Consider the following 23,367-nt stretch of genomic DNA (forward strand, 5'->3'; position numbering starts at 1 on the left):
ATTTAAATTTTTGACTGCCAACCCGAAGGTTAAGCAGTTTCGATTAACTCAACACCTGTGAGTGTCCACACAGATTTCTTGTTTTATCTTGTTAAAGAGCAACTCAACCTCGTAAGAGAAGGTGAGTACCAGACTGAGCGCCGAACGCTTCCAGTTGGCTAGGGCTGCGTATTCTACGCATTTCCCGTTTCGCGTCAAGGAGTTTTTGCAAACTTTCTCAACACTTATCAATCAGTAAACTTATTGATGAACTGTCGCATCAGGCTGCTTAACGCTGTCTGCCGTGTCAGTGGATGCGCATTATAGGCAGTGAAACTTTTTGTGCAACCCCTATTTTAAGGAAATTTGCAGTTAATTCTAATTATCTAATCTAGTCACATCATACCCACCACTTACCCCCAAAGTTATCCACAACTCAGTCAAGGCTGCGCCTCTGTTTCGCATTATGTATAGCCAAAAGCCATCAGATGATTTGTTGATAGTTATGAAAATAGAAGACTTTCGTCTTTTAAAAAGAAGATTAAACGGGGCTAAGCGTGAGATTGACCGACGGATCGGCTTAAATTGATTTTTTAATGGCGACAACGCGTGACCATTAGTAAGTAGCGAGTTTGTGATTTAAGAACTACAGCATGACTATGATAGGGTTCATTGGTGCATATAGATGTAGAAATAAAACAAACCCACAAAAAAGCCAGCTTACGCTGGCTTTTTACATCAAGTTACCTTAACGGCAATCGATTACACAGCTGTCTGGAAGATCACTTCCGATGCTTTTTTTGTGTAAGACTCGATTTGATCAAAGTTCAAGTAACGGTATGTGTCAGCTGCAGTTGCGTCTAACTCTTTAGCGTATTCTTGATATTCTTCAGGTGACGGCAGACGACCTAACAGCGCAGCAACCGCAGCCAGTTCAGCAGAGGCTAAGTAAACGTTAGCACCTGTACCTAAACGGTTAGGGAAGTTACGGGTAGAAGTCGATACCACAGTTGAACCTTCAGCTACACGTGCTTGGTTACCCATACACAGTGAACAACCTGGGATCTCGATGCGCGCGCCTACACGACCAAAAATCGCGTAGTAGCCTTCTTCAGTCAGCTGATCTCTATCCATCTTAGTCGGTGGTGCAATCCACAGACGTGTTGGCAGGGTTTTAGCAAACTTGTCTAGCATCTTACCGGTTGCGCGGAAGTGACCGATGTTGGTCATACAAGAACCTACGAACACTTCGTCAATCTTAGTTTGCGCAACAGATGACAGTAAAACGGCATCATCAGGATCGTTTGGCGCACACAGGATTGGCTCTTTGATGTCATTTAAGTCGATTTCGATTACTGCAGCGTACTCAGCATCTTTATCAGCACTCATCAGCTCAGGATTGGCTAACCACTCTTGCATGCCTTTGATACGACGTTCAATCGTACGACGATCGCCATAACCTTCAGCGATCATCCACTTGAGCATGATGATGTTTGAGTTCAGGTATTCAATGATAGGTTCTTTGTCTAACTTGATGGTACAACCGGCAGCAGAGCGCTCAGCTGAAGCATCAGACAGTTCGAAAGCTTGTTCAACTTTCAGTGATTCTAAGCCTTCGATTTCCAGTACGCGACCAGAGAAGATGTTTACTTTACCTTTCTTCTCAACGGTCAGCATGCCCAGTTCAATGGCTTTTAATGGGATAGCATGAACCAGATCACGCAGTGTGATACCCGGTTGCATTTTGCCCTTGAAGCGCACTAATACGGATTCAGGCATGTCGAGTGGCATAACGCCAGTCGCAGCAGCAAACGCTACTAAGCCAGAACCCGCTGGGAATGAAATACCAATTGGGAAACGCGTATGTGAGTCACCACCCGTACCAACTGTATCTGGTAGCAGCATACGGTTTAACCATGAGTGGATAACACCATCACCTGGACGCAGTGATACACCGCCGCGGTTCATGATGAAATCTGGCAGAGTATGATGTGTGTTCACATCAACTGGCTTTGGATAAGCCGCAGTGTGACAGAATGACTGCATAGTCAAATCAGCACTAAAACCTAAACAAGCTAAATCTTTCAGCTCATCACGGGTCATAGGACCAGTCGTGTCTTGTGAACCGACAGACGTCATCTTAGGTTCGCAGTATTGACCAGGACGCACACCCGCTACGCCACAAGCTTTACCGACCATCTTCTGCGCAAGCGTATAACCTTTACCGGTATCAGCGACATCTTGAGAACGTACAAAGACGTCAGATAACCCTAAGCCTAATACGTCACGGGCTTTGTCAGTTAAACCACGACCGATGATCAATGGAATACGACCACCAGCACGAACTTCGTCTAACAAGACTTCCGTTTTTAAGCTGAATTCTGAAATTACTTCGTCGCTATCGTGACGCTTAACCACACCGGCGTATGGGTAGATGTCAATCACATCGCCCATTTCCATCTTGTTTACGTCAAGCTCGATTGGCAGTGCACCCGCATCTTCCATAGTGTTGAAGAAAATCGGTGCAATTTTACCGCCAAGGCAGAAACCGCCGGCGCGCTTGTTAGGTACGAATGGAATATCATCGCCCATAAACCATAGTACTGAGTTAGTCGCAGATTTACGTGATGAACCCGTACCCACAACGTCACCCACATATACTAATGGATGACCTTGTGCTTTTAATGCTTCAATTTTTTTCACTGGGCCAACGGCACCAGCAACATCAGGCTCGATACCATCACGGGCGTTTTTCAGCATAGCTAACGCGTGCAATGGGATATCAGGACGTGACCATGCATCTGGTGCAGGTGACAAGTCATCGGTGTTGGTTTCACCAGAAACTTTAAATACTGTCAGAGTGACTTTGTCGGCCAGTTTTGGACGGCTTAAATACCAATCTGCATTCGCCCACGCTTCAACCACTTGCTTAGCAAACTCATTGCCCGCTTCCATCTTCTCAACCACATCGTGGAAAGAATCAAACATCAGCAGAGTGTGAGATAACGCTTTAACGGCTAAAGGTGCTAACGCTGGGTTATCCAACTGCGCGATCAGAGGTTCGATGTTGTAGCCGCCTTGCATTGTGCCTAACAACTCAGTAGCACGCTCAGCAGACAGAATCGGTGATTTTTCAGTGCCTTTGGCAACCGCATCTAAAAAAGCAGCTTTAACATAAGCGGCTTCATCAACACCTGGGGGAATTCGATTTTCAAGCAGGTCGAGAACGAAAGCCTCTTCACCTGCGGGTGGGTTTTGAATTAACTTAACCAGTTCAGCCACTTGATGTGCATCTAATGGCTTAGGGACTACGCCCTCTGCAGCACGTTCTGCGACGTGTTTACGATATGCTTCTAGCACGGCAACATTCCTCTTTGTTTGGCGCTCTAACAACGAAACTGCACGTCTTCTTAATTGAAGCTGACAGTCCGACATGATCGACCCGTATTTCCGGCCTGCAGTATACTACACCTTTGCAAAAGTATGAATCAGGTCACACTCGGCAAAAAGCGAAATAAGGACTAAATCCGGCGGCGAATGCCAACTTACGGGAAGATTAAAACAAGTGAAATTAGACAATAGTTTGAAAACAGACAAAAAACCATACAATACAAATAGTTAACAATGTTTTATTAATTTTAAATCGAACAAGCAATTTTCCGTGTCAGAGAGCAAATAGGTATAAATTTTTCTCATCTTGCTGCATTTTGGCTTTTAAGATGCAGTGCGAGAACTTACACTCAGGCTTAATTTACTGCATATCTCAGTTATTTCCTTAGTCCATCGGAGTACCAATGACATCCCTTAGCATTCAAGCCGTTATTTTTGATATGGATGGCGTTTTAATCGATTCAGAACCCCTATGGCAGCGAGTCGAGTATGAAGTGTTATCCGCACTCGGCGTGCCAGTGACGATAGAAACGATTCAACAAACCACGGGCTTACGCATCGATCAATGCGTCGATTATTGGTACCACAAGGCACCTTGGCCACACTATGATAATGCCAAGGTCAGCCAAACGATTGTTGATAAAGTTGCAAATGAAATTCTGGTTAGCGGCGAAGCTATGCTGGGCGTTTACGAAACGATTGACCACTGCCAAGCGTTTGGCCTTAAAATCGGCTTAGCGACTTCATCCCCAAACACCATTATCCAAGCAGTATTAACGAAGTTAGATCTCAGTGAAAAGTTTATGGCGATAGAATCGGCTGAACACCTAATCTATGGCAAACCCCACCCAGAAGTTTATTTGAATTGCGCTAAAGCGTTAGATGTTGATCCCCGTTGTTGTCTTGCCATCGAAGATTCCTTTAACGGCTTAATTGCCGCCAGAGCAGCCAACATGCAAACGGTCGCGATCCCTGCGCCAGAACAAAGAGGCGATGCTAAGTGGATTATCGCCCATCATCAGGCCGAGAGTTTGTTGGCATTAACAACAATTTTGGCAAAATAACGTCACAACACACCGAGTTTCTGCAGGGCAGATAAGCTTAGTCTTTGCCCTACGGATAAATGACAGAATGGTGTATGCACCAGAAGGAATTCAATGTGAAGTACCTATCCTTAATACTGCCCATGGGCTTAATACTCATGTCCACCTGTTTACCCGCTAGCGCAGGTGAGACCATGCACTGTAAACAACAAGTGATCAATACGGGCGATACTTTAACGACTGTGCAGGATAAATGCGGCTCGCCCAGTGATATTCGAGAATACAGTCTGCCCGCGACTTATCTCAACGCTAACGGAGACAGGATGATCGATCCCAGCAAGTTGCCAACTGAGTATCAAGAATGGACCTATGACTTTGGACCAACACGCTTAATGCGTCGCCTGTATGCCACTGATAATAAAGTCACAAAAATTGAATCCTTAGGTTATGGACATTAATCAGCAGCATCATTGATTATTGTCATCAATAAAAAAGCCAGACATTGTCTGGCTTTTTTATTTCAATCTACTGAATATATTACCAAATTTTCACACGCTCATCTGGTGTTAAATACATTTTATCGCCTTCTTTCATATCGAAGGCCTTATAGAAGGCTTCCACGTTACGTGGCGTACCCATGGCACGATAATGGCTCGGTGAATGCGGATCTGTCAGCAAACGACGGCTCAGCTCTTCATCACGGTAATTACGGCGCCATACTTGCGACCAACCCACAAAGAAGCGTTGCTCGCCCGTTAAACCATCGAGCACAGGTGCAGGTTTGCCGTTAAGGCTCATCAAATACGAACGTGCCGCTACAGTTAAACCACCTAAGTCGCCGATGTTTTCCCCTAAGGTCAAATCACCATTAACAAACTTGCCGGGCATTGCCTCATAACCTGAGTATTGGGCAGACAACTGCTTACCGCGTTTTTGGAACTCTTCTCTGTCTTTATCTGACCACCAATCACGCAGGTTGCCATCACCATCGTATTTAGCGCCTTGGTCATCAAAACCATGGCTAATTTCATGGCCGATCACGGCACCTATACCACCGTAGTTAACAGCATCATCGGCATCCATATTAAAGAATGGCGGTTGCAGAATCGCTGCAGGGAACACAATTTCGTTTTTCACTGGACTGTAATAAGCATTCACCGTTTGTGGTGTCATGCCCCATTCTGTACGATCAATTGGCTTGCCTAGCTTGTTGATCATGTCTTGATATTCAAACTGAGCATAACGCATGTAGTTACCGACTAACTCGTCAGCCTTAATATCTAAACCTGAGTAATCTTTCCATTTATCTGGATAGCCAATTTTATAGGTAAATTTAGCCAGTTTTTCTTGAGCGGCGACTTTGGTTTCTGGCGTCATCCACTCAAGTTCATTAATGCTGACTTCAAAACCTTTGATCAAGTTTTTGATCATGGTTTCCATGCGCGCTTTAGCTTCTGGCTTGAAGTATTGCTTAACGTACTCTTCACCCACTAACTCACCAATCACTTGGTCGGCGCCATCAACCGCTTTTTTCCAGCGTGGCTGCTGCTCTTCGATACCCATTAAGGTTTTGCTCTTAAAGGCGAAGTTCAAATCAACAAAGTTTTTACTCAGTAACTCGGCGTAGCTATCCACTAAGTGGAACGCAAGATAATCCTGCCAAGCCGATACAGGGAATGTCTCGAAACTGGCGCCGAGTTTTTCAAAATAAGAGGGCTGACGCACGATCACTTCAGTCACTTTATCGCCTAAGCCCGCACTCGCAGCAAAGGAATTAAAATCGAATTGACCGGTTAACTTTTGCAGTTCAGCACGATCTAACTTGTTGTATGCCTTGTTGGCATCACGGGATTCGACTCGGCTCCACTGACTTTTAGCGATCATCATTTCGATGTCGGCGACGTTTTTAGCCGCGCGTTTAGCATCCTTGTAACCTGCTTCGGTCAGTATGTCTGTCACATACTTGGCCATGGCTTGGCGATTAGCGGCAAACTTAGGATCATCTTTTAGGTAATAATCGCGGTCAGGCAACGTAAGGCCCGACTGGCTGAAATACACCGCATACTGAGTTGAGTTTTTAGCGTCATTATTGACGTAAAAACCAAAAGGAATACCAGAACCCGTCGTCAGTAATTTGCCCATAACAGCGGGTAAGTCAGCGTGCGTTTTTGCGCCAGCGATATCGGCCAGCAATGGCTTAAGCGGAGTAACACCTAAGGTTTCAAGCAAATCGGTATTCATGAAACTGGCATTGAAATCACCGATTTTCTGCTCATTCGAACCTGCAACAGGATTCTTTTTAGCGGCCGCTTCGTCGATAATTTTCTTCAATGCATCTTGGCTTTGGTCGTACAACACAGAAAACGCGCCATAGTTAGATTTGTCAGCAGGAATAGGCGTATTTGCCAACCATTTTCCATTAACGCTGTAATAGAAATCATCTTGATGGCGAACTGAGGCATCAAAGTTTTGCAATTCAATGCCAGACACCGCGACGGCTTCAGTTTTAGGCTCAGTACTACAAGCCGCTAAACCTAAACTCAAGGCGATACTCAGTGCCAGTGTGCTTATCTTCTTCATTGTTTTCCCCAGCTTCCGTTGAGAGTTATTATTTTTCCCGCAAAACCTTAGCATCTTGGCACGCCTCACAGTAGTAAGATTTTGTAAAAGGATATGACACTTTAGCGACACTCTTAGCTATTTCGGCAAGATAGCTTCCATAGGGATGACGCTTATAGTTTTTCCATCGACCAAAAAGTAAGGGCACAACCTCAGTCATGCCCTTAAGTTCTTTACACCAATCTCAAACTAGAAGTTTTTACCCACAAATAAATAGAAGGACTTATCGCCAAGATCTGTGATCCCAAAACCAAGTGCTGCGGGTCCCATGGAAGTATCAGTACCGATATAAAGACTCGATGCATAAATCAGATCGGTCAGAGTGACATCAGTGCGCTCGTCCCAGACATTCCCCGCCTCTAAGCTCCAACCTAGGTATAGAGGATAATCTGTCATACCTAGCGCATCACGCCCGAGATCATATTGATAAATAAAGGCCCCAAACACTTTATGTGCGCCCATAATGGAGTCTTTATGGTAACCAGACAGGTTTAAGAATCCTCCCAGCTCAGATAAATGCAGCGTATTGACCCCATCATTATTGTTGGTAGCAATTGATGCCTTACCAACAAAAGCGTGGTTACCGACACTCAAGGCACCTTTCCAGTCGGCCTCTATTTGCACACTAAATTGGTTTTGATTATCGTCGATACTGTCATTGAAATCTTCATTGCGCACGTAAACGTTTAAGGTTACGCGATTACCTGATGTTGGAAAGCTAATGCTATCTAAGCTATCGTAACCGAACCTAAAGTAAGCACCATAGGAACTAAAATCTAAGTCCTGCGTTAGCCAAACATCATTGACTATCGACCCCTTCTCTGCGACTAAGCCTAACTCAATCATCCCTTGTAAGGTGTAGTTATAACCTATGCCTAATTCAATAGTATGGGTTTTCTTGTCGAAGGTTAAGATACGACTGTTATTATCGTATAAGTCCCAATCACGGGTATCGTATTGATAGCGGGCACGGCTAAAGAACTGTTGATCCCTGTCTAAAGGCTGATAAAACTCAGTTGCAAACAACTTTTCAATGCCGAGTTTGACCTCATTGCGCCACTCTCCACCATTAAAGGTCAAATCGGTCATGGTATAAGCCATGTCAAAACTGATGGCAGATTCTGAATTAAAGTCATCCTCCCAATTAAAGCCCAGTTGGAAATAATTCGGCCCCCAAGACTTAGCCTTAGTAGTGACAGTGAGTATGCGGCCATCCTCACCTTCTACAAATTCAGCATCGACACGCTCAAATTTATTGAGGGAGTAAATACGCTTTAACGCCTCATTAAGCTCGTCTTTAGATACAGCTTGCCCAGGTTTAATATTCAAGGTTTCCGTCAAGAGATTCAAACTCACCTTAGATTGGTTTTCAAATACGATTTCATTAATGGGATGACGTACATCCGCCATTAATAATTTACCTTTGGCTTTTTTAGCCTCGACGTAGGCGGCATATTCCTCAGGGCTCACGCTCATACTGCTCAACTTATAAAGCTGACCATTAGCGGCTTCTTTTCCAAGGGTTAATGCCAGCGGCATAATAGTGAAATCAGTGGTGCTGAGGGCGTCAATCGCGGGTCGGATCAATACATCTTTATCTGTCAGTAATTGTTTTTGTTTTTCAGTGCTGGCATTGGTCAAAAAATTAGAGAGCTGATCGAGCACTGCAATAGTACTGTCTAATTTATCTTTTTTGACCAGAGGCGAGCCAATATCGACGGCGATAATAATATCGGCTCCCATGGCTTTAACCACATCGACGGGCATGTTGTTGGCAATACCACCATCGACCAATAACTTGCCTTCAATTTGTGCGGGCTGAAGTGCACCAGGTACAGTTGCAGACGCTTGCATAGCTTTAACCATACTGCCGTGACTAATCACCACAGGTAAGCTAGTTTCTAAGTCGGTTGCAACCGCTCGGTAGGGAATGGCTAAATCATCAAAATGACCAAATTGCTGTACCAGATCTGTCGACTGACGTAAAAGTTGTGACATAGTCTGTCCACGTAACAGACCACTTGGCGCCCTCACTTGGCCTTCGTTATAGCCAATGTTTAACGGAATATTGTAACGGTCACGTAACTGTTTATCCCTGTAACTCAAAATATTGCGCGGTATGGTGTCCGAGTAACCACTGTCCCAGTTGACCCCCATCATGATAGCTTCCACTTCACTCGCACTGTAACCCAGTGAATACATGCCAGCGACATAGGCGCCTATGCTGGTGCCCGCGATATAATCAACGGGGATGTTATGTTCTTCTAATATTTTGAGCACGCCCACATGAGCGGCGCCTTTAGCACCACCACCACTGAGTACGACACCAATTTTAAGGCGCTCTGCAGCCAAAGACGGGGTAACACACAAACACAAAATAATAGAAGCGAGTAGTTGACGCATCATGTGAGGCTACTTTTTATGGGATAAAAATCCGAGTTATATTAACAAACTTATCGATTTAACCGTCAGTCATATTTTATCTGGACCGACTAGTGATAAGTTTGTGTACTCTTTATACAAACAGATGAAGTTTAATTGAATAAACTGCTAAACAAAATATCCATCATCACTGAAGACGATAACGTTTACATCTCAAGCTCACTGGCTTATATCGTGCAGACGATTGCCCATCAGCTGTACAAATATTAAGTATTCGCGAGCCAATAATAGACTATGTTTCTAGCTTAATGATCAATAGAGACGATTTTGTTATCTGTCTCTAAATAGCGCTCAAAATCATCAACGCACATAGGTTTAGCAAAATAATACCCTTGAATAATATAACAGCCACGGCTAAAGACTTGCTCTAACTGCTCAACCGTCTCAATCCCTTCAGCAACCACATTTAATTTAAGGTTACGGGCTAATTCAATAATACTGCTCACAATCGCCTGATCTGCGGTATTAGTGGCGATATCAATCAAAAAGGAGCGATCAATTTTTAGAGTATTGACCTCAAAATTACGCAAATAAGCCAGTGAAGAATACCCAGTACCAAAGTCATCGATGGCAACCTCGATCCCCAAAGATTTCAATCGAGTCAGATGGTCTTTAGCGACATGCAACTCCTTCATCAATACGCCTTCGGTGATTTCTAATCCTAAAGATGCTGTTGGCATTTGGGTTTCTTGTAAAATTCTTTGGATATCTTCAATAAAATCTGGCTGCCTAAAATGCACCGCCGAAATATTAACCGACAACTTAAAGCCCGAGCCATAACGCTTAGTCCAATTGGCTCCCTGCACACAGGCTTGTCTTAATACCCAGCGGTCAATATCAACAATTAAACCGCAAGCCTCAGCAACTTTAATGAAAATATCGGGGCGAATAAAGCCGTCTTGCGGATGTTTCCAGCGAATTAATGCCTCCATTCCTATGAGCTTATCATTACGCAAAATATCAATTTGCGGCTGGTAATAAAGCTCGAACTCTTGCCGCTCTATAGCTTTGCGTAAATCGGCTTCAAGCCGTAAATGATAGAGGGCTTGAGCATTACGCTCCGAGGAATAATATTGAAAATTGCCTCGCCCTTCTTCTTTGGCATGGTACATAGCAAGATCGGCATTCTTGATAAAAGCCTCAGGCTGCACCGCATCGTCGGGCCAAATACTGATGCCTATACTGGTAGAAATATAAAATTCCCGACCATACAACTTAAAAGGCGCGACAATTTGCTCCAACAGGCGCTCGGCGACATGGTTAATATCGTCAATGCTATTTGCATTGCGGAGTAAAATCACAAATTCATCGCCACCAAAACGACAGAGTAAATGCTCGCTGGAAATACAAGATTGCAGTCGACTTGATGCTTCGACCAGCAGAGCATCGCCCATGCTATGACCATAGGAATCATTAACATGCTTAAATCTATCGAGATCTAAAAACAGTAGCGCCAGTTTCTCACCTGTTTGCTGCGCAGCTTGAATCGACTGTAATAGACGGCTAGAAAATAAGGAGCGATTTGGCAACCCAGTAAGCACATCGTAATTAGCCAAACGGCGTAAATCGGCTTCAGTACGTTTACGCTCCGTGATATCCGAGAATACCACCACATAGTGGGTTACTTTCCCGTTAATGCTTTGCATCACAGACACGTTTAACCACACTGGACAAAGTTGCTGATTGGCGCGGATTAACTCCCGCTCTCCGGTCCAAGACTGACTATCACGGAGAAGTTGCTTGATTTCCGATGCTAATCCGTCATTCATCTGTACGAATTGTGCAAATGGTTGCCCGACTAAGTCGTCAGAATCTATACCAATAATTTGTTGCGCAGCGTAATTCGCAACGCGAATACCGCCTTCGACATCTAAAATCAACACACCTTCAGAGGTATTGCCAAACGCTTTCGCCAATAAATTAATTTCATCTTCTAGCTGGCGTTGCACAGTAATATCGCTATAAATACCCGCGACCCGTTCAATTTCATTTGAGTGCTTATTGCGAGCAACTGGCCGACCTCTAACCCTCAGCCATCCCCAATTACCGTCCTTACGCTGATAGCGATATTCGGCCTCAAATCGGTCAATCTCACCCGCCATCATGTTGTCCCACTGAGCGAGAGCTTTCTCCCTATCCTGCGGGTGCACTGGCAAATCCTCTAAGCTCACCACAATCTCATTGGCATGCGTACCAAGCACCGAACCGCGATTATCAAGGTGAAATGCCTGAGTATTTTTATGCCACTCCCAGAGATCTGAGTCACTGCCGCGCAAAGACTGCCTTAACCTGTCTTCACTCTCCGTTAATGCCAGATTCATCTGCTTAAAGGTATTGATCTGTCGTTGTCGATACCAAGCAAGACTTAAAGCAATAATAGAAAATAACAGCAGCAAAATACCTTTAAAACCTTGGGATAACCACCAATGCTGCTCAACATAAAAAGGGTAAGAAAACGGCTTATCTGACCATATCCCGTTAACTTGACTCAAAATATCTAGCACATAGCCACCCGCAGCTAATCCTGCGAGGTTGATCTGAGATTCACCCTGCAACAAGACGTAATGGCTATCTTCATCCTGATAACGTAATCGGTATTTAAATTGAATTGGCGAATCATCGAGATAATCTAAGTTAGTGATTTGAAAACTCACCATATTCGCATCGGGTTTGATAGTCATCAGGTTACGCGGCAACAAGGATACTTCTGTCGTGTTGTTATAGTACACAGAGACAGATTCAAGCATCACATGGTCATCGGTTATACGATTGACCAGCCTATTGACATCGAGTCGCATCACACCTTCAGGTGTTCCTAAGTAAAAGCCTGTTTTTGGCGAATAAAAATAAGCGCCCTCGTTCATTTCATCGGAAATCAAACCATCGAGTTGATTAAACATGGCGATATTGCCAGTTTGAATATCCTGACGAATCAAAGAATCAGCACAACCCACAAGATTTGACTTAGGGGTCTTTTGAATAAAAAACACTGAACTACAATTTAATTGCCATTCGGAAGTCAGTGAAACTAACGATTCCGCCTGCTGATGATATTCAAACAAACCTTTTTCATAGGAACCAAACCAGATAATTCCCGGGGACATTTCTTCAATATGGCTAATCGTTGGTTGTGCCGCAAAAGCATTAAATAAGTGCCGTTGATCATGAAACTCGTTTTGACTGTCTATGTAACCAAAGACTTTTTTACCGCCAACCCAAAGACGACCGTCAGAGCTGCGATAAATCGTGCGGATCACTGGCCGCTTGGGGCCATCAAATTCGTTCGATGACTTATCAATATCAAATGGCTGGGGCTCATAGAGTCCCATTTCCCAAAAATAGAGTCCCGTGGTAGTCGCAATCCAGACGCGTCCTTTCAGTTTGGGATCCCGATAAGTTTTATATATGAGCTTATTTTTAAAGTCATCCTGACCGTGAGTCCATTTAGAAAAACTGCTGCCTTGCAAGGTCTCTTTATCAATAACAAAAAGACCACTGGTTGTTGAGATCAGTAAATAATGGTCCTCAAACTCACTAATATCATAAATACTTTCGTGGGGATTAAACCCCTCAATCGGAATGTTAACCGCTTTTTTACTGCCCTTAGCAACAAAATCTAAACTAGAAGAACCGAGCCAAACCCCTTCATCACTGGCATGTACAGACCAAGTCATGGCATCGCTCAGCTGATAGGGTTCATCTGCCGCATAAGTATCAAGAATGAAATCAGGCGGTGACGCTAACAATGCCAATCCATCACCAGAGCCTCCAACCCACATCAAGCCTGCATCATCAAACAACATGGCTTTCAGTGTTTCCATGTTGGCCTCAGCCTTCAACTCTTGCTGATAATTCTCAATCAACCGCGTCTCAGGCGACCATTTTAACAAGCCAATACGACTGGCAAACCACAAATACCCTTTAGCATCTTCAATGATCGCTGTGCTCCAATCGGGTAATTCTGGCACAGGTGTAATTTGATGAGCGATTTGATCTAATTGATAAACGCCACGCCCTGTCGTAATCCAGATCCTATGTTGAGTATCCTCCAACATATCGAGAATACTGCCCATAGATTCGGTCCAAGGGTATTGGAACAGCCGTTCGCCCTTGTTATCGAGAAGTTCTAGTTGCAACTGCCCCGCAACCAACATGTGTCCATTGGGCATAAGCAATAACTTGCGCCAAGGAAGGTCACGATTAACAGCTAATTGAGTAATAAGGCGCAGTTCAGACTTTGAAGGGGAAAACTCATAGATCTGACCATTATCAATTAATAATCGCCATGTTTTGCTATTCTTGCGGGCTGCCGATATCAGCGCACCACCTGGAAACTGCGGGAATAAATAGGGAGAACCAAACGCGGTAAATTGATTTTGTACTATATCGTAAAGGTAAATCGCGGCATTAGTGCTGACCAATAACTTGTCTCGGTCGATGTTCACCACTGTCGTTAAAAAGTCATCCGCAAGCCGTGATTCCGTGCCAATTTTATCAATGCGCCGCACCTTAGAATTACTGACCCGATACAAGCCCTGCTCAGTCGCTGCCCATACAAAACCGTAGTCATCTAAGGCTAAACCTCGGATGCTGGTGACAGCTAAACCGTCTCTATCGGTAAAAACACGCTGCACAAAGCCGCCCGCCCAAGCCGAATGGACGCTAATCAGTGAAAGGATGAAACATGTCAGAATTGTTCTAATTATTTTTGTTTGCATGTGACAACTTACCGCATACCATAACTGTACTGTAGCAGCTCAATCCCTTCAATTCATCCGCTTGTTTACATAAAAGTTACAAAAAAATACAGGCAATAAAAAAGCGCTCAAGTGAGCGCTTTTTTAATCGACAGCTAAATTACTTTTTCTTTGCCTTTGGGTTTGGCAAATCAGTAATAGAACCTTCGTACATTTCAGCCGCTAAGCCTACTGATTCGTGCAGTGTTGGGTGAGCGTGAATGGTTAATGCTAAATCTTCAGCATCACAACCCATTTCAATCGCTAGACCGATTTCACCTAACAGCTCGCCGCCGTTAACACCCACAATAGCACCACCGATCACGCGGTGAGTGTCTTTGTCGAAAATCAGCTTAGTCATACCTTCAGAACAATCTGACGCAATCGCACGACCACTTGCAGCCCATGGGAAAGTTGCGGTTTCGTAAGCAATACCTTGCTCTTTCGCTTCTTTCTCAGTCAAACCAACCCAAGCGACTTCAGGGTCAGTGTAAGCAATTGATGGGATGACTTTTGGATCGAAGTAGTGCTTCATGCCAGCGATAACTTCAGCCGCTACATGGCCTTCGTGCACGCCTTTGTGAGCCAACATGGGTTGACCAACGATGTCGCCGATAGCATAAATGTGCGGTACGTTAGTACGCAGTTGCTTATCAACCTTGATAAAGCCACGCTCATCAACGTTAACACCTGCTTTTTCAGCATCTAACGACTTGCCATTAGGTGCACGGCCAATAGCCACTAATACGGCATCGTAACGAACAGCTTCAGTTGGCGCGCTCTTACCTTCCATAGAAACATAAATACCGTCTTCACGGGCTTCGACCGCTGTGACTTTAGTTTCAAGGATCAGGTTGAACTTCTTCTTGATTTGCTTAGTAAATACGCGAACCACATCTTTATCAGCCGCAGGGATCACTTGGTCGAACATCTCAACCACGTCGATTTGGCTACCTAAAGAAGCGTACACAGTACCCATTTCTAGACCGATAATACCGCCACCCATCACTAACAACTTGCCTGGAACTTCTTTCAGTTCTAATGCGTCAGTCGAATCCCAAATACGTGGATCTTCATGCGGAATAAATGGCAGTTTGATTGGACGAGAACCCGCAGCAATGATCGCTTGCTCGAAAGTCACTTTAGTCACAGTGCCATCTTCAGCAGTCACTTCTAGCGTGTTAGGGCCAGTGAATTTACCAAAACCGTTAACCACGTTAACTTTACGCATTTTGGACATGCCGCCCAATCCGCCAGTTAATTGGCCAATGACTTTTTCTTTAAAGCCACGTAACTTATCTAAATCGATAGTTGGCTCGCCGAAGACCACACCGTGAGCGGCAACCGCTTTGGCTTCTTCGATAACTTTAGCAACGTGCAGTAAGGCTTTAGATGGGATACAACCCACGTTAAGACACACGCCACCTAAAGTGCTAAAACGTTCAACTATGATGGTTTCCAGACCTAAGTCAGCAGCACGGAAAGCCGCAGAATAACCTGCAGGACCTGCACCTAATACCACTACCTGAGTTTTGATTTCGTTACTCATGTTTTCCTCTAATTCTCATTCAATCCGTTGGAGGAGCTATCCTGCCAACCGAAAATGCGCCAGCGCGTAAGGTGGGCGCATTTTAACCTGTGTTTGATACTGATCACAATAAACAAAAGGCTGCTCAAGATGAGCAGCCTTATATGCTTACAGAACCAAAGTACGAATATCGGACAGAATTCCTGACAGCGTCACACTAAAACGTGCAGCCATGGCACCATCGATCACGCGGTGATCGTATGACAGTGACAGCGGCAACATCAATTTAGGTTCGAACTCTTTACCATTCCACTTAGGCTTAATTTCAGATTTAGACACACCTAAAATCGCCACGTCTGGGTAGTTCACGATAGGCGTAAACGCCGTACCGCCAATACCACCTAAACTTGAAATGGTGAAACAGCTACCTTGCATATCAGCAGATTTCAGCTTGCCATCACGGGCACGGATAGAGATATCAGCCAGTTCACGAGATAACTCGATAATGCCTTTCTTATCCACGTCACGCACGACTGGCACAACCAAACCGTTTGGCGTATCAACCGCCACACCGATGTGGAAATACTTTTTCTGGATCAGTGATTCGCCATCAGAGCTTAAGCTCGAGTTGAACACAGGGAACTGTTGCAACGTTTTAGCCACAGCTTTCAGCATAAACACTAAAGGCGTGATCTTGTAATCGGCTTTTTTCTTCGCCGCTACATCGTTTTGCTGCTTGCGGAACTCTTCCATTTCAGTGATATCAGCTTCATCGAACTGAGTCACGTGAGGGATAGTCACCCAGTTGCGGTGTAAGTTAGGGCCAGAAATCTTCTGGATACGGCTTAATGGAATCTCTTCCACTTCACCAAACTTACTGAAATCAACTTTAGGTGCTGCAATCACTTGCAGACCGCCGCCATTACCTGAACCAACAGAAGTTGCCGCAGTCGCTTTCGGACGCGACAGTTCGTATTTAACATACGCCTGTACGTCTTCTTTCATGATGCGACCTTTACGGCCAGAACCTGTCACTTGGGTCAAGTCGACACCAAACTCACGGGCTAAACGACGTACCGCAGGAGACGCATGTACCGCACCAGTAGACACAGGTGTACCTGCGCTTGGGTGATGGGGTACTGGTGGACGGCTTGCAGGTGTTGGGGCTGCAACGGGCACCGAATTCACTGGAGCAGGTGCCGCCGCTTGTGCAGCAGGTGCTGGAGCACTTGCTGTTGCAACAGAAGTCGTCTCAATCGTCGCAATAACGCTACCTTGAGAAACCTTGTCACCCACTTTAACAGTCAAAGACAGCAGTTTACCAGCGAATGGCGCAGGCACTTCCATAGTGGCTTTGTCAGTTTCAAGCGTAATCAAACCTTGGTCGGCAGTGATTTCATCACCGACAGACACAAGCACTTCGATCACATCGACATTGCTGGCATCGCCAATATCCGGCACTTGAATTTCTTTTACCGCAACCACACTTGCCGCTGGTGCAGCAGGTGCTGCGGCCACTGGCGCTAACGTAGCGGCAGGAGCCGCTTGGGCAGCAACAGTTGGTGCGGCTGCAGGTGCAGCGCCGCCAACTTCAAGCATGATGACTAAAGAGCCTTGCGACACTTTATCGCCAACCGCAACTTTAACGTCTTTAACCACACCCGCGAAAGGTGATGGCACGTCCATCGTCGCTTTGTCTGTTTCTAGGGTAATTAAACCGCTATCAACTTCAATCTTGTCACCGACAGCAACCAGGACTTCGATAACCGATACATCAGTGTCGCCACCGATATCTGGTACTGTCACTTCAACCACTTTGGTTGCGCCCGTCGCAGGAGCAGCAGCCACAGTGGCAGGAGCCGCTTGAACTGGTGCAGATGCTGGTGCCGCCTGAGCGGGTGCTGCAACTGGAGCCGGCGCGGCAGCTGCTTGCATCATAGCAATCAAAGTACCTTCAGATACTTTATCGCCCACAGCCACTTTCAATTCGGCTAACACACCGGCGAAAGGCGCTGGAATATCCATAGTCGCCTTGTCGCTTTCGACGGTAAGAATCGATTCTTCTGCAGCTAAGGTATCACCCACAGCCACACAAATTTCGATCACTTGCACTTCATCGCCGCCGATATCAGGAACAAAAACTTCTTTTAATTCAGCCATTTTTATTGCCTCTTACGCGTACTGTGGATTGATCTTGTCAGCGTCGATACCATATTCTTTAATGGCTTTTGCTAACACATCGACAGGCAGCTCTTTGCGATCAACCAGTGATTTCAGTGCCGCAATAACGATAAACTTAGCGTCCACTTCGAAGTGGTGACGCAGATTCTCGCGGCTGTCTGAACGACCGAAACCGTCAGTACCTAACACTTTGTAATCGGTAGGAATATAAGCACGTAACTGTTCGCCGTAAATCTTCATATAGTCAGTCGCGACGATTGCAGGCGCATCGCTTGCAATCACTTGGCTGATATAGGCTTGTTTTGGCGTTTGCGTTGGGTGCAACATGTTCCAGCGCTCGGCAGCTTGACCATCGCGAGTCAACTCGTTAAAGCTAGTCACGCTAAATACGTCGGCAGTAATACCAAAGTCTTTCGCCAGTGCTTGCGCCGCTTTACGAGTTTGCTCAAGAATAGTGCCACAGCTCATTAACTGAACTTTGCCTTTACCTGAACCCGCAACCGTTTCTAACTTGTAGATACCTTTCACTATGCCCACTTCCGCGCCTTCTGGCATGGCTGGTTGCTCATAGTTTTCGTTCATTGTGGTCAAGTAGTAGAAGATATCTTCTTGATTCTCGCCGTACATACGACGGATACCATCTTGTACCACAACAGCGATTTCGTAGCCGTATGTTGGATCGTAAGTAATACAGTTAGGGATAGTGTTCGCCAATACGTGGCTGTGACCATCTTGATGCTGTAAACCTTCGCCGTTAAGCGTTGTACGACCGGAAGTACCACCGACTAAGAAACCACGAGCACGCATGTCACCCGCTGCCCAAGCCATGTCGCCAATACGTTGGAAACCGAACATTGAGTAGTAGATGTAGAACGGGATCATAGGTGTATCGTTGACTGAGTAGCTCGTCGCTGCTGATACCCATGAAGACATAGCGCCGAGTTCGTTAATCCCTTCTTGCAATACTTGGCCGGTTTTATCTTCACGGTAGTAAGCAACTTGGTCAGAATCCTGCGGAATATATTTTTGGCCTTCGTGAGCATAAATACCCACTTGACGGAACAAACCTTCCATGCCGAAAGTACGGGCTTCGTCAGGAATAATTGGCACAATGTTTTTGCCAATTTTCTTGTCTTTCAGCAATGCTGTCAGAACACGAACGAATGCCATAGTCGATGAAATTTCACGGCCGTTTGAGCCCTGTAAAATCGAATCGAAAATCTTCAGTGAAGGCACTTCCATCTCTTCGGTGAACTTTTGACGACGTTGTGGCACGCTACCATGCAGCGCTTCACGACGGCTCATCATGTACTTCACTTCTTCAGAATCTGGACCTGGGTGATAGAAAGGCAGATCTTCTAACTGGTCATCTGGGATCGGAATATTGAAACGATCGCGGAAGTAACGGATAGACTCGATACCCATTTTCTTCACGTTGTGAGCGATGTTTTTACCTTCACCCGCATCACCTAAGCCATAACCTTTTACGGTTTTAGCTAAAATCACCGTTGGGCGACCTTTGGTTTTTTGTGCGTGATCTAAGGCAGCGTACACTTTCACTGGATCATGACCGCCACGGTTTAAGCGCCAAATGTCATCATCTGACATGTTAGCAACCATTTCTGCCGTTTCAGGATACTTACCAAAGAAGTGTTCGCGAGTATAAGCGCCACCTTTGGCTTTACAGTTTTGGTATTCACCGTCAACGGTTTCTTCCATTAACTGCAGTAACTTACCGCTTGTATCACGGGCTAATAATGGATCCCAGTAACGACCCCAAATCACTTTAACGACTTCCCAGCCTGCGCCGCGGAATTCGCCTTCAAGTTCTTGGATGATCTTACCGTTACCACGTACAGGGCCATCAAGACGCTGTAAGTTACAGTTAACGATGAAGACTAAGTTATCTAATTCTTCACGAGCCGCTAAACCTATCGCACCTAAAGCTTCTGGCTCATCACACTCACCGTCACCTAAGAAACAGTAAACGGTTTGTGCTGAACAATCTTTCAGACCACGGTCAGTCAGATATTTCAGGAAACGCGCCTGATAAATCGCTTGAATAGGACCTAAGCCCATAGAAACCGTTGGGAATTGCCAGTAATCCGGCATCAGTTTTGGATGTGGGTATGAAGACAGACCCTTGCCATCCACTTCTTGACGGAAGTTAGCCAGTTGGTCTTCGCTTAAGCGACCTTCTAAGAATGAACGCGCATAAATACCAGGGGCGATATGGCCTTGGAAATACACTAAATCGCCACCGTCTTTTTCATTTGGTGCGCGGAAGAAGTGGTTAAAACATACGTCATAAATAGTCGCGCTTGAGGCGAAGCTTGAAATATGGCCGCCTAATTCTAAATCTTTCTTAGAACCACGAAGCACCATAGCTAAAGCGTTCCAACGGATGATGGCGCGAATGCGACGTTCCATCTCTTGGTTGCCAGGCATGTGCGGCTCTTGACCCGCAGGGATAGTGTTCAGGTAAGCCGTTGTGGCGTTATAAGGCAAGTGAGTGCCATTACGACGCGCTTTATCGATCAGCTTTTCTAGTAAAAAATGCGCGCGCTCTGGGCCTTCCTGTTCCAACACGGCTTGCAGGGCATCAACCCATTCCTGAGTCTCTAACGGATCTACGTCTTGTAGCATATCTTCAGACATGACACTGTCCTTCTCTATATACATGATAATGAATGGTGTTTGCGGCATATTCCGATTTAGCAGGCAGCTAAATCACAGAACTTAAGCGCCACTCTTTAAACGGCGCAAGCTTCGCTGCAACCGGCTATCTTCTTCCCGCACAGATAACATCACCTCTTCGATGTAACTTAAGTGTTCATTCGAGGCTTCTCTGGCGGCGTCGGGATCACGACGAACGATGGCAGCGAGCAAGGCCCGTCTGTGATCGTTAGCCATAGTAGAAGCTTCTTCGCGGCGGCTTAAAAGCTCCAGGTTTTGCGCCACATTTTGATGCAGCACAGGGGTTAAACTAAGAACGAGGTGTAACATAGCCACGTTATGTGACGCTTCCGCCACAGCACGATAAAAACGCACAATCGCAGCAGCTTTTTGTTCGATATCAGTGGCGGCTTCCACCTCGAGGATCATACGCTTGATATTTTGCATATCGGCGTCGGTACCACGCAGGGCCGCAAAATAGGCCATCATACCTTCGGTGGCATGGCGGAACTCCAGTAAGTCGTACTGACTCTCTGGATCTGAATTCATCAGTTCAACAATAGGATCGGCAAGGGTCTGCCAGAGTTGTTCTTTGACATAAGTACCACCGCCTTGGCGGCGCATTAACAGTCCTTTTGCCTCAAGCTTTTGAATAGCTTCACGCAAAGAAGGTCGAGACACTTCAAACTGGATCGCCAGTTCGCGTTCAGGCGGTAACTTCTGACCGGGCTGTAAACTACCCTCTAAGATCATTTGCTCTAATTGCGCCATGATCACGTCAGAAATTTTTGGCTGATTAATTTTACTATAGGCCATCAGGCGCTCAGCTCCGTTGTAAATTGGTCTTACCAATTTTTTTGAGTGAGCGCACTTTATCAAATCAGCGTTTTGATGTCCAGATTGAAGATCACTCCTTAAAAGCGATCTCGATCAAAAGCACTCACGAAGAGAGAGCATAGCGGAAAAAAATGTTTATGGGGTCAGACCATTTGACAAAAGCACGGGCTTCGCCCTACTAGGCGCTACAAAAAGCGCAGCGGATAGATTCTAGGTTCTAGACTAGAAGGAGCACAGCGACGCCCTAGCAGCGAAGCGTTCTCGATTCTCGCTGCGAAGCATCCTTCTTTTAGCTCACCAATCCAAAAATGGTCAGTAATGAAAGTATTGCAACAATAAGTGTAAAGTTACGTTTACTGAGCACTAATAATGCTAAGGTTGATTGTACACATATAGGTGCACTTGCGACCTCAGGTAAAGGTTGTGCCGCTAATGCTGTTTCAGCCACCACAGTGCGAGCGCTCACATTTAAGGTCAACCCATTACGGCGCCATGCCGCTAAACCTTCACTAAATTGACCACTTAAGGCATAACCAAAGGCGAAAATTCGGCTCGGTAACCAATCCAGTAGCGTAATCACTTCGTTGACTAAGGGTAGCTCTAGGGATTTACGGGCATTCTCTTCAGCATAAAAACGTACCGTGCAATACAGTACAGCACCGACTGGGCCTAAAAAAATGAAAAACAGCGCCACGGCACCATAATAACGATAGTTAATCCAAGCAACACTTTGACCCACTTTGGCACCAAGGTCTTTCTCGGATACAGCATCTAAACACTCGCTACAATCGAGTTCAGCGGCATAATGGTAACAAGCTTGGACATCTGAGCGACAAGCCGCTTGCATATACTTTTTGAAAATATCACGCTGTTTCTGATGGTTAAAACAAACCACTGCCACAACAATCCATAGGGCTAAACTTAATAAGCCCCAAAACATTCCCGCCACTAACCAAGATAAAACATATACCAACAAGGCTGGTAGCACTAACGCCAACGCCATCATCACGCTTGTCAGTGACGCTTTATCACCGAAAAATGTTGTCTGATAGGATTGCAGTAAACGATCAAATTGCCATGATGAAGGAAGAAATTTAAGTCGCTCCACTAAAATGGCGACCAAGAGTGAAAATAATGCCATGGGCTGTACCTCTATAATTTGTCCATAAATAGTCTAGGTTTATATGGAATACGTCTAAAATCCAAAAAGTTAATTGATTAACTAAGAGCGCAACGCCTGAGTATATTCCTTTAACTTGCCTAAATATCCTTCCCAATCAAAACTTTGCCCTGGGTCCGTTTTCCGCATTGGTGCAATATCACAATGACCCACAATCCGTTCAATACTCAACAATGGATATTCTACCAGTAGGGCATGTGTTAACTCGATGAGTGACTGATATTGCTCAGGAGTGTAAGGCTCAGTATCTGTGCCTTCCAGTTCAATACCAATGGAAAAATCATTACAATTCTCTCTCTCACCATAACGAGACACCCCAGCATGCCAAGCCCTGTCATTACAGCTTACATATTGGACACGCTCGCCATTGCGGCGGATCAAAAAGTGCGCCGACACTTGCAACCCCTGCAACGGTGCAAAGCTGGAATCGACATTAGTATCTAAACACCCTTGAAATAATTGATCAATGTAAGGTAATCCAAAGCAGCCTGCGGGCAGACTAATATTGTGGATCACTAACAAACTCACTTCATTCAAGGGACGTTGATTAAAATGTGGCGACTCACAACGCCTCGCACTATCACACCAACCCGAATCAAACCGCATGATGAGCTTATCCTCTATGCCACATATACCGCCTTACTCTAACAGTATTCCTCCAAGCAAAGAAGAAACCCTGCGCACGGAACTTACTGACTGAGCTATCTTTTAACATTGAGATCATGGAGCAAACCATCCACTCTCAATTTAAATAAG

At 45.3% G+C, this 23,367-nt stretch carries 12 protein-coding genes; 2 read left to right on the forward strand and 10 right to left on the reverse strand.

Annotated elements, in window-relative coordinates; translation table 11 throughout:
- Positions 1 to 741: 741 nt before the first annotated feature.
- Entirely contained in the window at positions 742 to 3,339 is a 2,598-nt protein-coding gene (gene acnB, locus GWI56_RS12695) for a bifunctional aconitate hydratase 2/2-methylisocitrate dehydratase (RefSeq protein ID WP_173496220.1), read from the reverse strand.
- Positions 3,340 to 3,773: 434 nt separating this feature from the next.
- Between acnB and hxpB the strand changes: the two genes are divergently transcribed.
- Positions 3,774 to 4,433: a hexitol phosphatase HxpB gene (gene hxpB, locus GWI56_RS12700; RefSeq protein ID WP_198573086.1), complete on the forward strand. Its 660-nt coding sequence runs from the start codon at positions 3,774 to 3,776 to the stop codon at positions 4,431 to 4,433.
- A 95-nt stretch (positions 4,434 to 4,528) separates the two neighbouring features.
- On the forward strand, positions 4,529 to 4,870 hold the full coding sequence (locus GWI56_RS12705) for a DUF2845 domain-containing protein (protein ID WP_198573087.1): 342 nt from the start codon (positions 4,529 to 4,531) through the stop codon (positions 4,868 to 4,870).
- Positions 4,871 to 4,949: 79 nt separating this feature from the next.
- Here GWI56_RS12705 and GWI56_RS12710 read toward each other — a convergent pair whose 3' ends face one another.
- The 9 genes from GWI56_RS12710 to ampD all read right to left on the reverse strand — a co-directional run bounded on the left by GWI56_RS12710 (position 4,950) and on the right by ampD (position 23,217).
- Positions 4,950 to 6,992, reverse strand: coding sequence for a M13-type metalloendopeptidase (locus GWI56_RS12710; protein ID WP_198573088.1), 2,043 nt, complete (start codon positions 6,990 to 6,992; stop codon positions 4,950 to 4,952).
- A gap of 228 nt (positions 6,993 to 7,220) precedes the next feature.
- A complete protein-coding gene (locus GWI56_RS12715; protein ID WP_173913156.1) occupies positions 7,221 to 9,437 on the reverse strand; it encodes a patatin-like phospholipase family protein in 2,217 nt (738 codons plus the stop codon).
- 281 nt (positions 9,438 to 9,718) lie between these two features.
- Positions 9,719 to 14,191, reverse strand: coding sequence for an EAL domain-containing protein (locus tag GWI56_RS12720; protein ID WP_198573089.1), 4,473 nt, complete (start codon positions 14,189 to 14,191; stop codon positions 9,719 to 9,721).
- Positions 14,192 to 14,330: 139 nt separating this feature from the next.
- Entirely contained in the window at positions 14,331 to 15,758 is a 1,428-nt protein-coding gene (lpdA, locus tag GWI56_RS12725; RefSeq protein WP_105250398.1) for a dihydrolipoyl dehydrogenase, read from the reverse strand.
- A gap of 147 nt (positions 15,759 to 15,905) precedes the next feature.
- Positions 15,906 to 17,897 (reverse strand): dihydrolipoyllysine-residue acetyltransferase, encoded by a 1,992-nt coding sequence (gene aceF, locus GWI56_RS12730; protein ID WP_198573090.1) that lies wholly within the window; start codon positions 17,895 to 17,897, stop codon positions 15,906 to 15,908.
- A 12-nt stretch (positions 17,898 to 17,909) separates the two neighbouring features.
- Positions 17,910 to 20,576: a pyruvate dehydrogenase (acetyl-transferring), homodimeric type gene (gene aceE, locus GWI56_RS12735; RefSeq protein WP_198573091.1), complete on the reverse strand. Its 2,667-nt coding sequence runs from the start codon at positions 20,574 to 20,576 to the stop codon at positions 17,910 to 17,912.
- Between the two features lie 81 nt (positions 20,577 to 20,657).
- Complete coding sequence (pdhR, locus tag GWI56_RS12740) at positions 20,658 to 21,410, reverse strand: pyruvate dehydrogenase complex transcriptional repressor PdhR (RefSeq protein ID WP_105250401.1); 753 nt, start codon at positions 21,408 to 21,410, stop codon at positions 20,658 to 20,660.
- Between the two features lie 310 nt (positions 21,411 to 21,720).
- Positions 21,721 to 22,572: a beta-lactamase regulator AmpE gene (gene ampE, locus GWI56_RS12745; RefSeq protein ID WP_198573092.1), complete on the reverse strand. Its 852-nt coding sequence runs from the start codon at positions 22,570 to 22,572 to the stop codon at positions 21,721 to 21,723.
- Between the two features lie 81 nt (positions 22,573 to 22,653).
- Complete coding sequence (ampD, locus tag GWI56_RS12750; protein ID WP_198573093.1) at positions 22,654 to 23,217, reverse strand: 1,6-anhydro-N-acetylmuramyl-L-alanine amidase AmpD; 564 nt, start codon at positions 23,215 to 23,217, stop codon at positions 22,654 to 22,656.
- Positions 23,218 to 23,367 lie beyond the last annotated feature (150 nt).

Source organism: Shewanella sp. DW31, assembly GCF_015767295.1.
GTDB lineage: Bacteria > Pseudomonadota > Gammaproteobacteria > Enterobacterales > Shewanellaceae > Shewanella > Shewanella oncorhynchi.

What these genes read in the sequence shown, in the direction of transcription:
- ampE (WP_198573092.1), bottom strand. Translation starts at nt 22,572, where the DNA reads ATGGCATTATTTTCACTCTTGGTCGCCATTTTAGTGGAGCGACTTAAA.
- pdhR (WP_105250401.1), bottom strand. Translation starts at nt 21,410, where the DNA reads ATGGCCTATAGTAAAATTAATCAGCCAAAAATTTCTGACGTGATCATG.
- GWI56_RS12710 (WP_198573088.1), bottom strand. Translation starts at nt 6,992, where the DNA reads ATGAAGAAGATAAGCACACTGGCACTGAGTATCGCCTTGAGTTTAGGT.
- GWI56_RS12720 (WP_198573089.1), bottom strand. Translation starts at nt 14,191, where the DNA reads ATGCAAACAAAAATAATTAGAACAATTCTGACATGTTTCATCCTTTCA.
- lpdA (WP_105250398.1), bottom strand. Translation starts at nt 15,758, where the DNA reads ATGAGTAACGAAATCAAAACTCAGGTAGTGGTATTAGGTGCAGGTCCT.
- aceE (WP_198573091.1), bottom strand. Translation starts at nt 20,576, where the DNA reads ATGTCTGAAGATATGCTACAAGACGTAGATCCGTTAGAGACTCAGGAA.
- aceF (WP_198573090.1), bottom strand. Translation starts at nt 17,897, where the DNA reads ATGGCTGAATTAAAAGAAGTTTTTGTTCCTGATATCGGCGGCGATGAA.
- ampD (WP_198573093.1), bottom strand. Translation starts at nt 23,217, where the DNA reads ATGCGGTTTGATTCGGGTTGGTGTGATAGTGCGAGGCGTTGTGAGTCG.
- hxpB (WP_198573086.1), top strand. Translation starts at nt 3,774, where the DNA reads ATGACATCCCTTAGCATTCAAGCCGTTATTTTTGATATGGATGGCGTT.
- GWI56_RS12715 (WP_173913156.1), bottom strand. Translation starts at nt 9,437, where the DNA reads ATGATGCGTCAACTACTCGCTTCTATTATTTTGTGTTTGTGTGTTACC.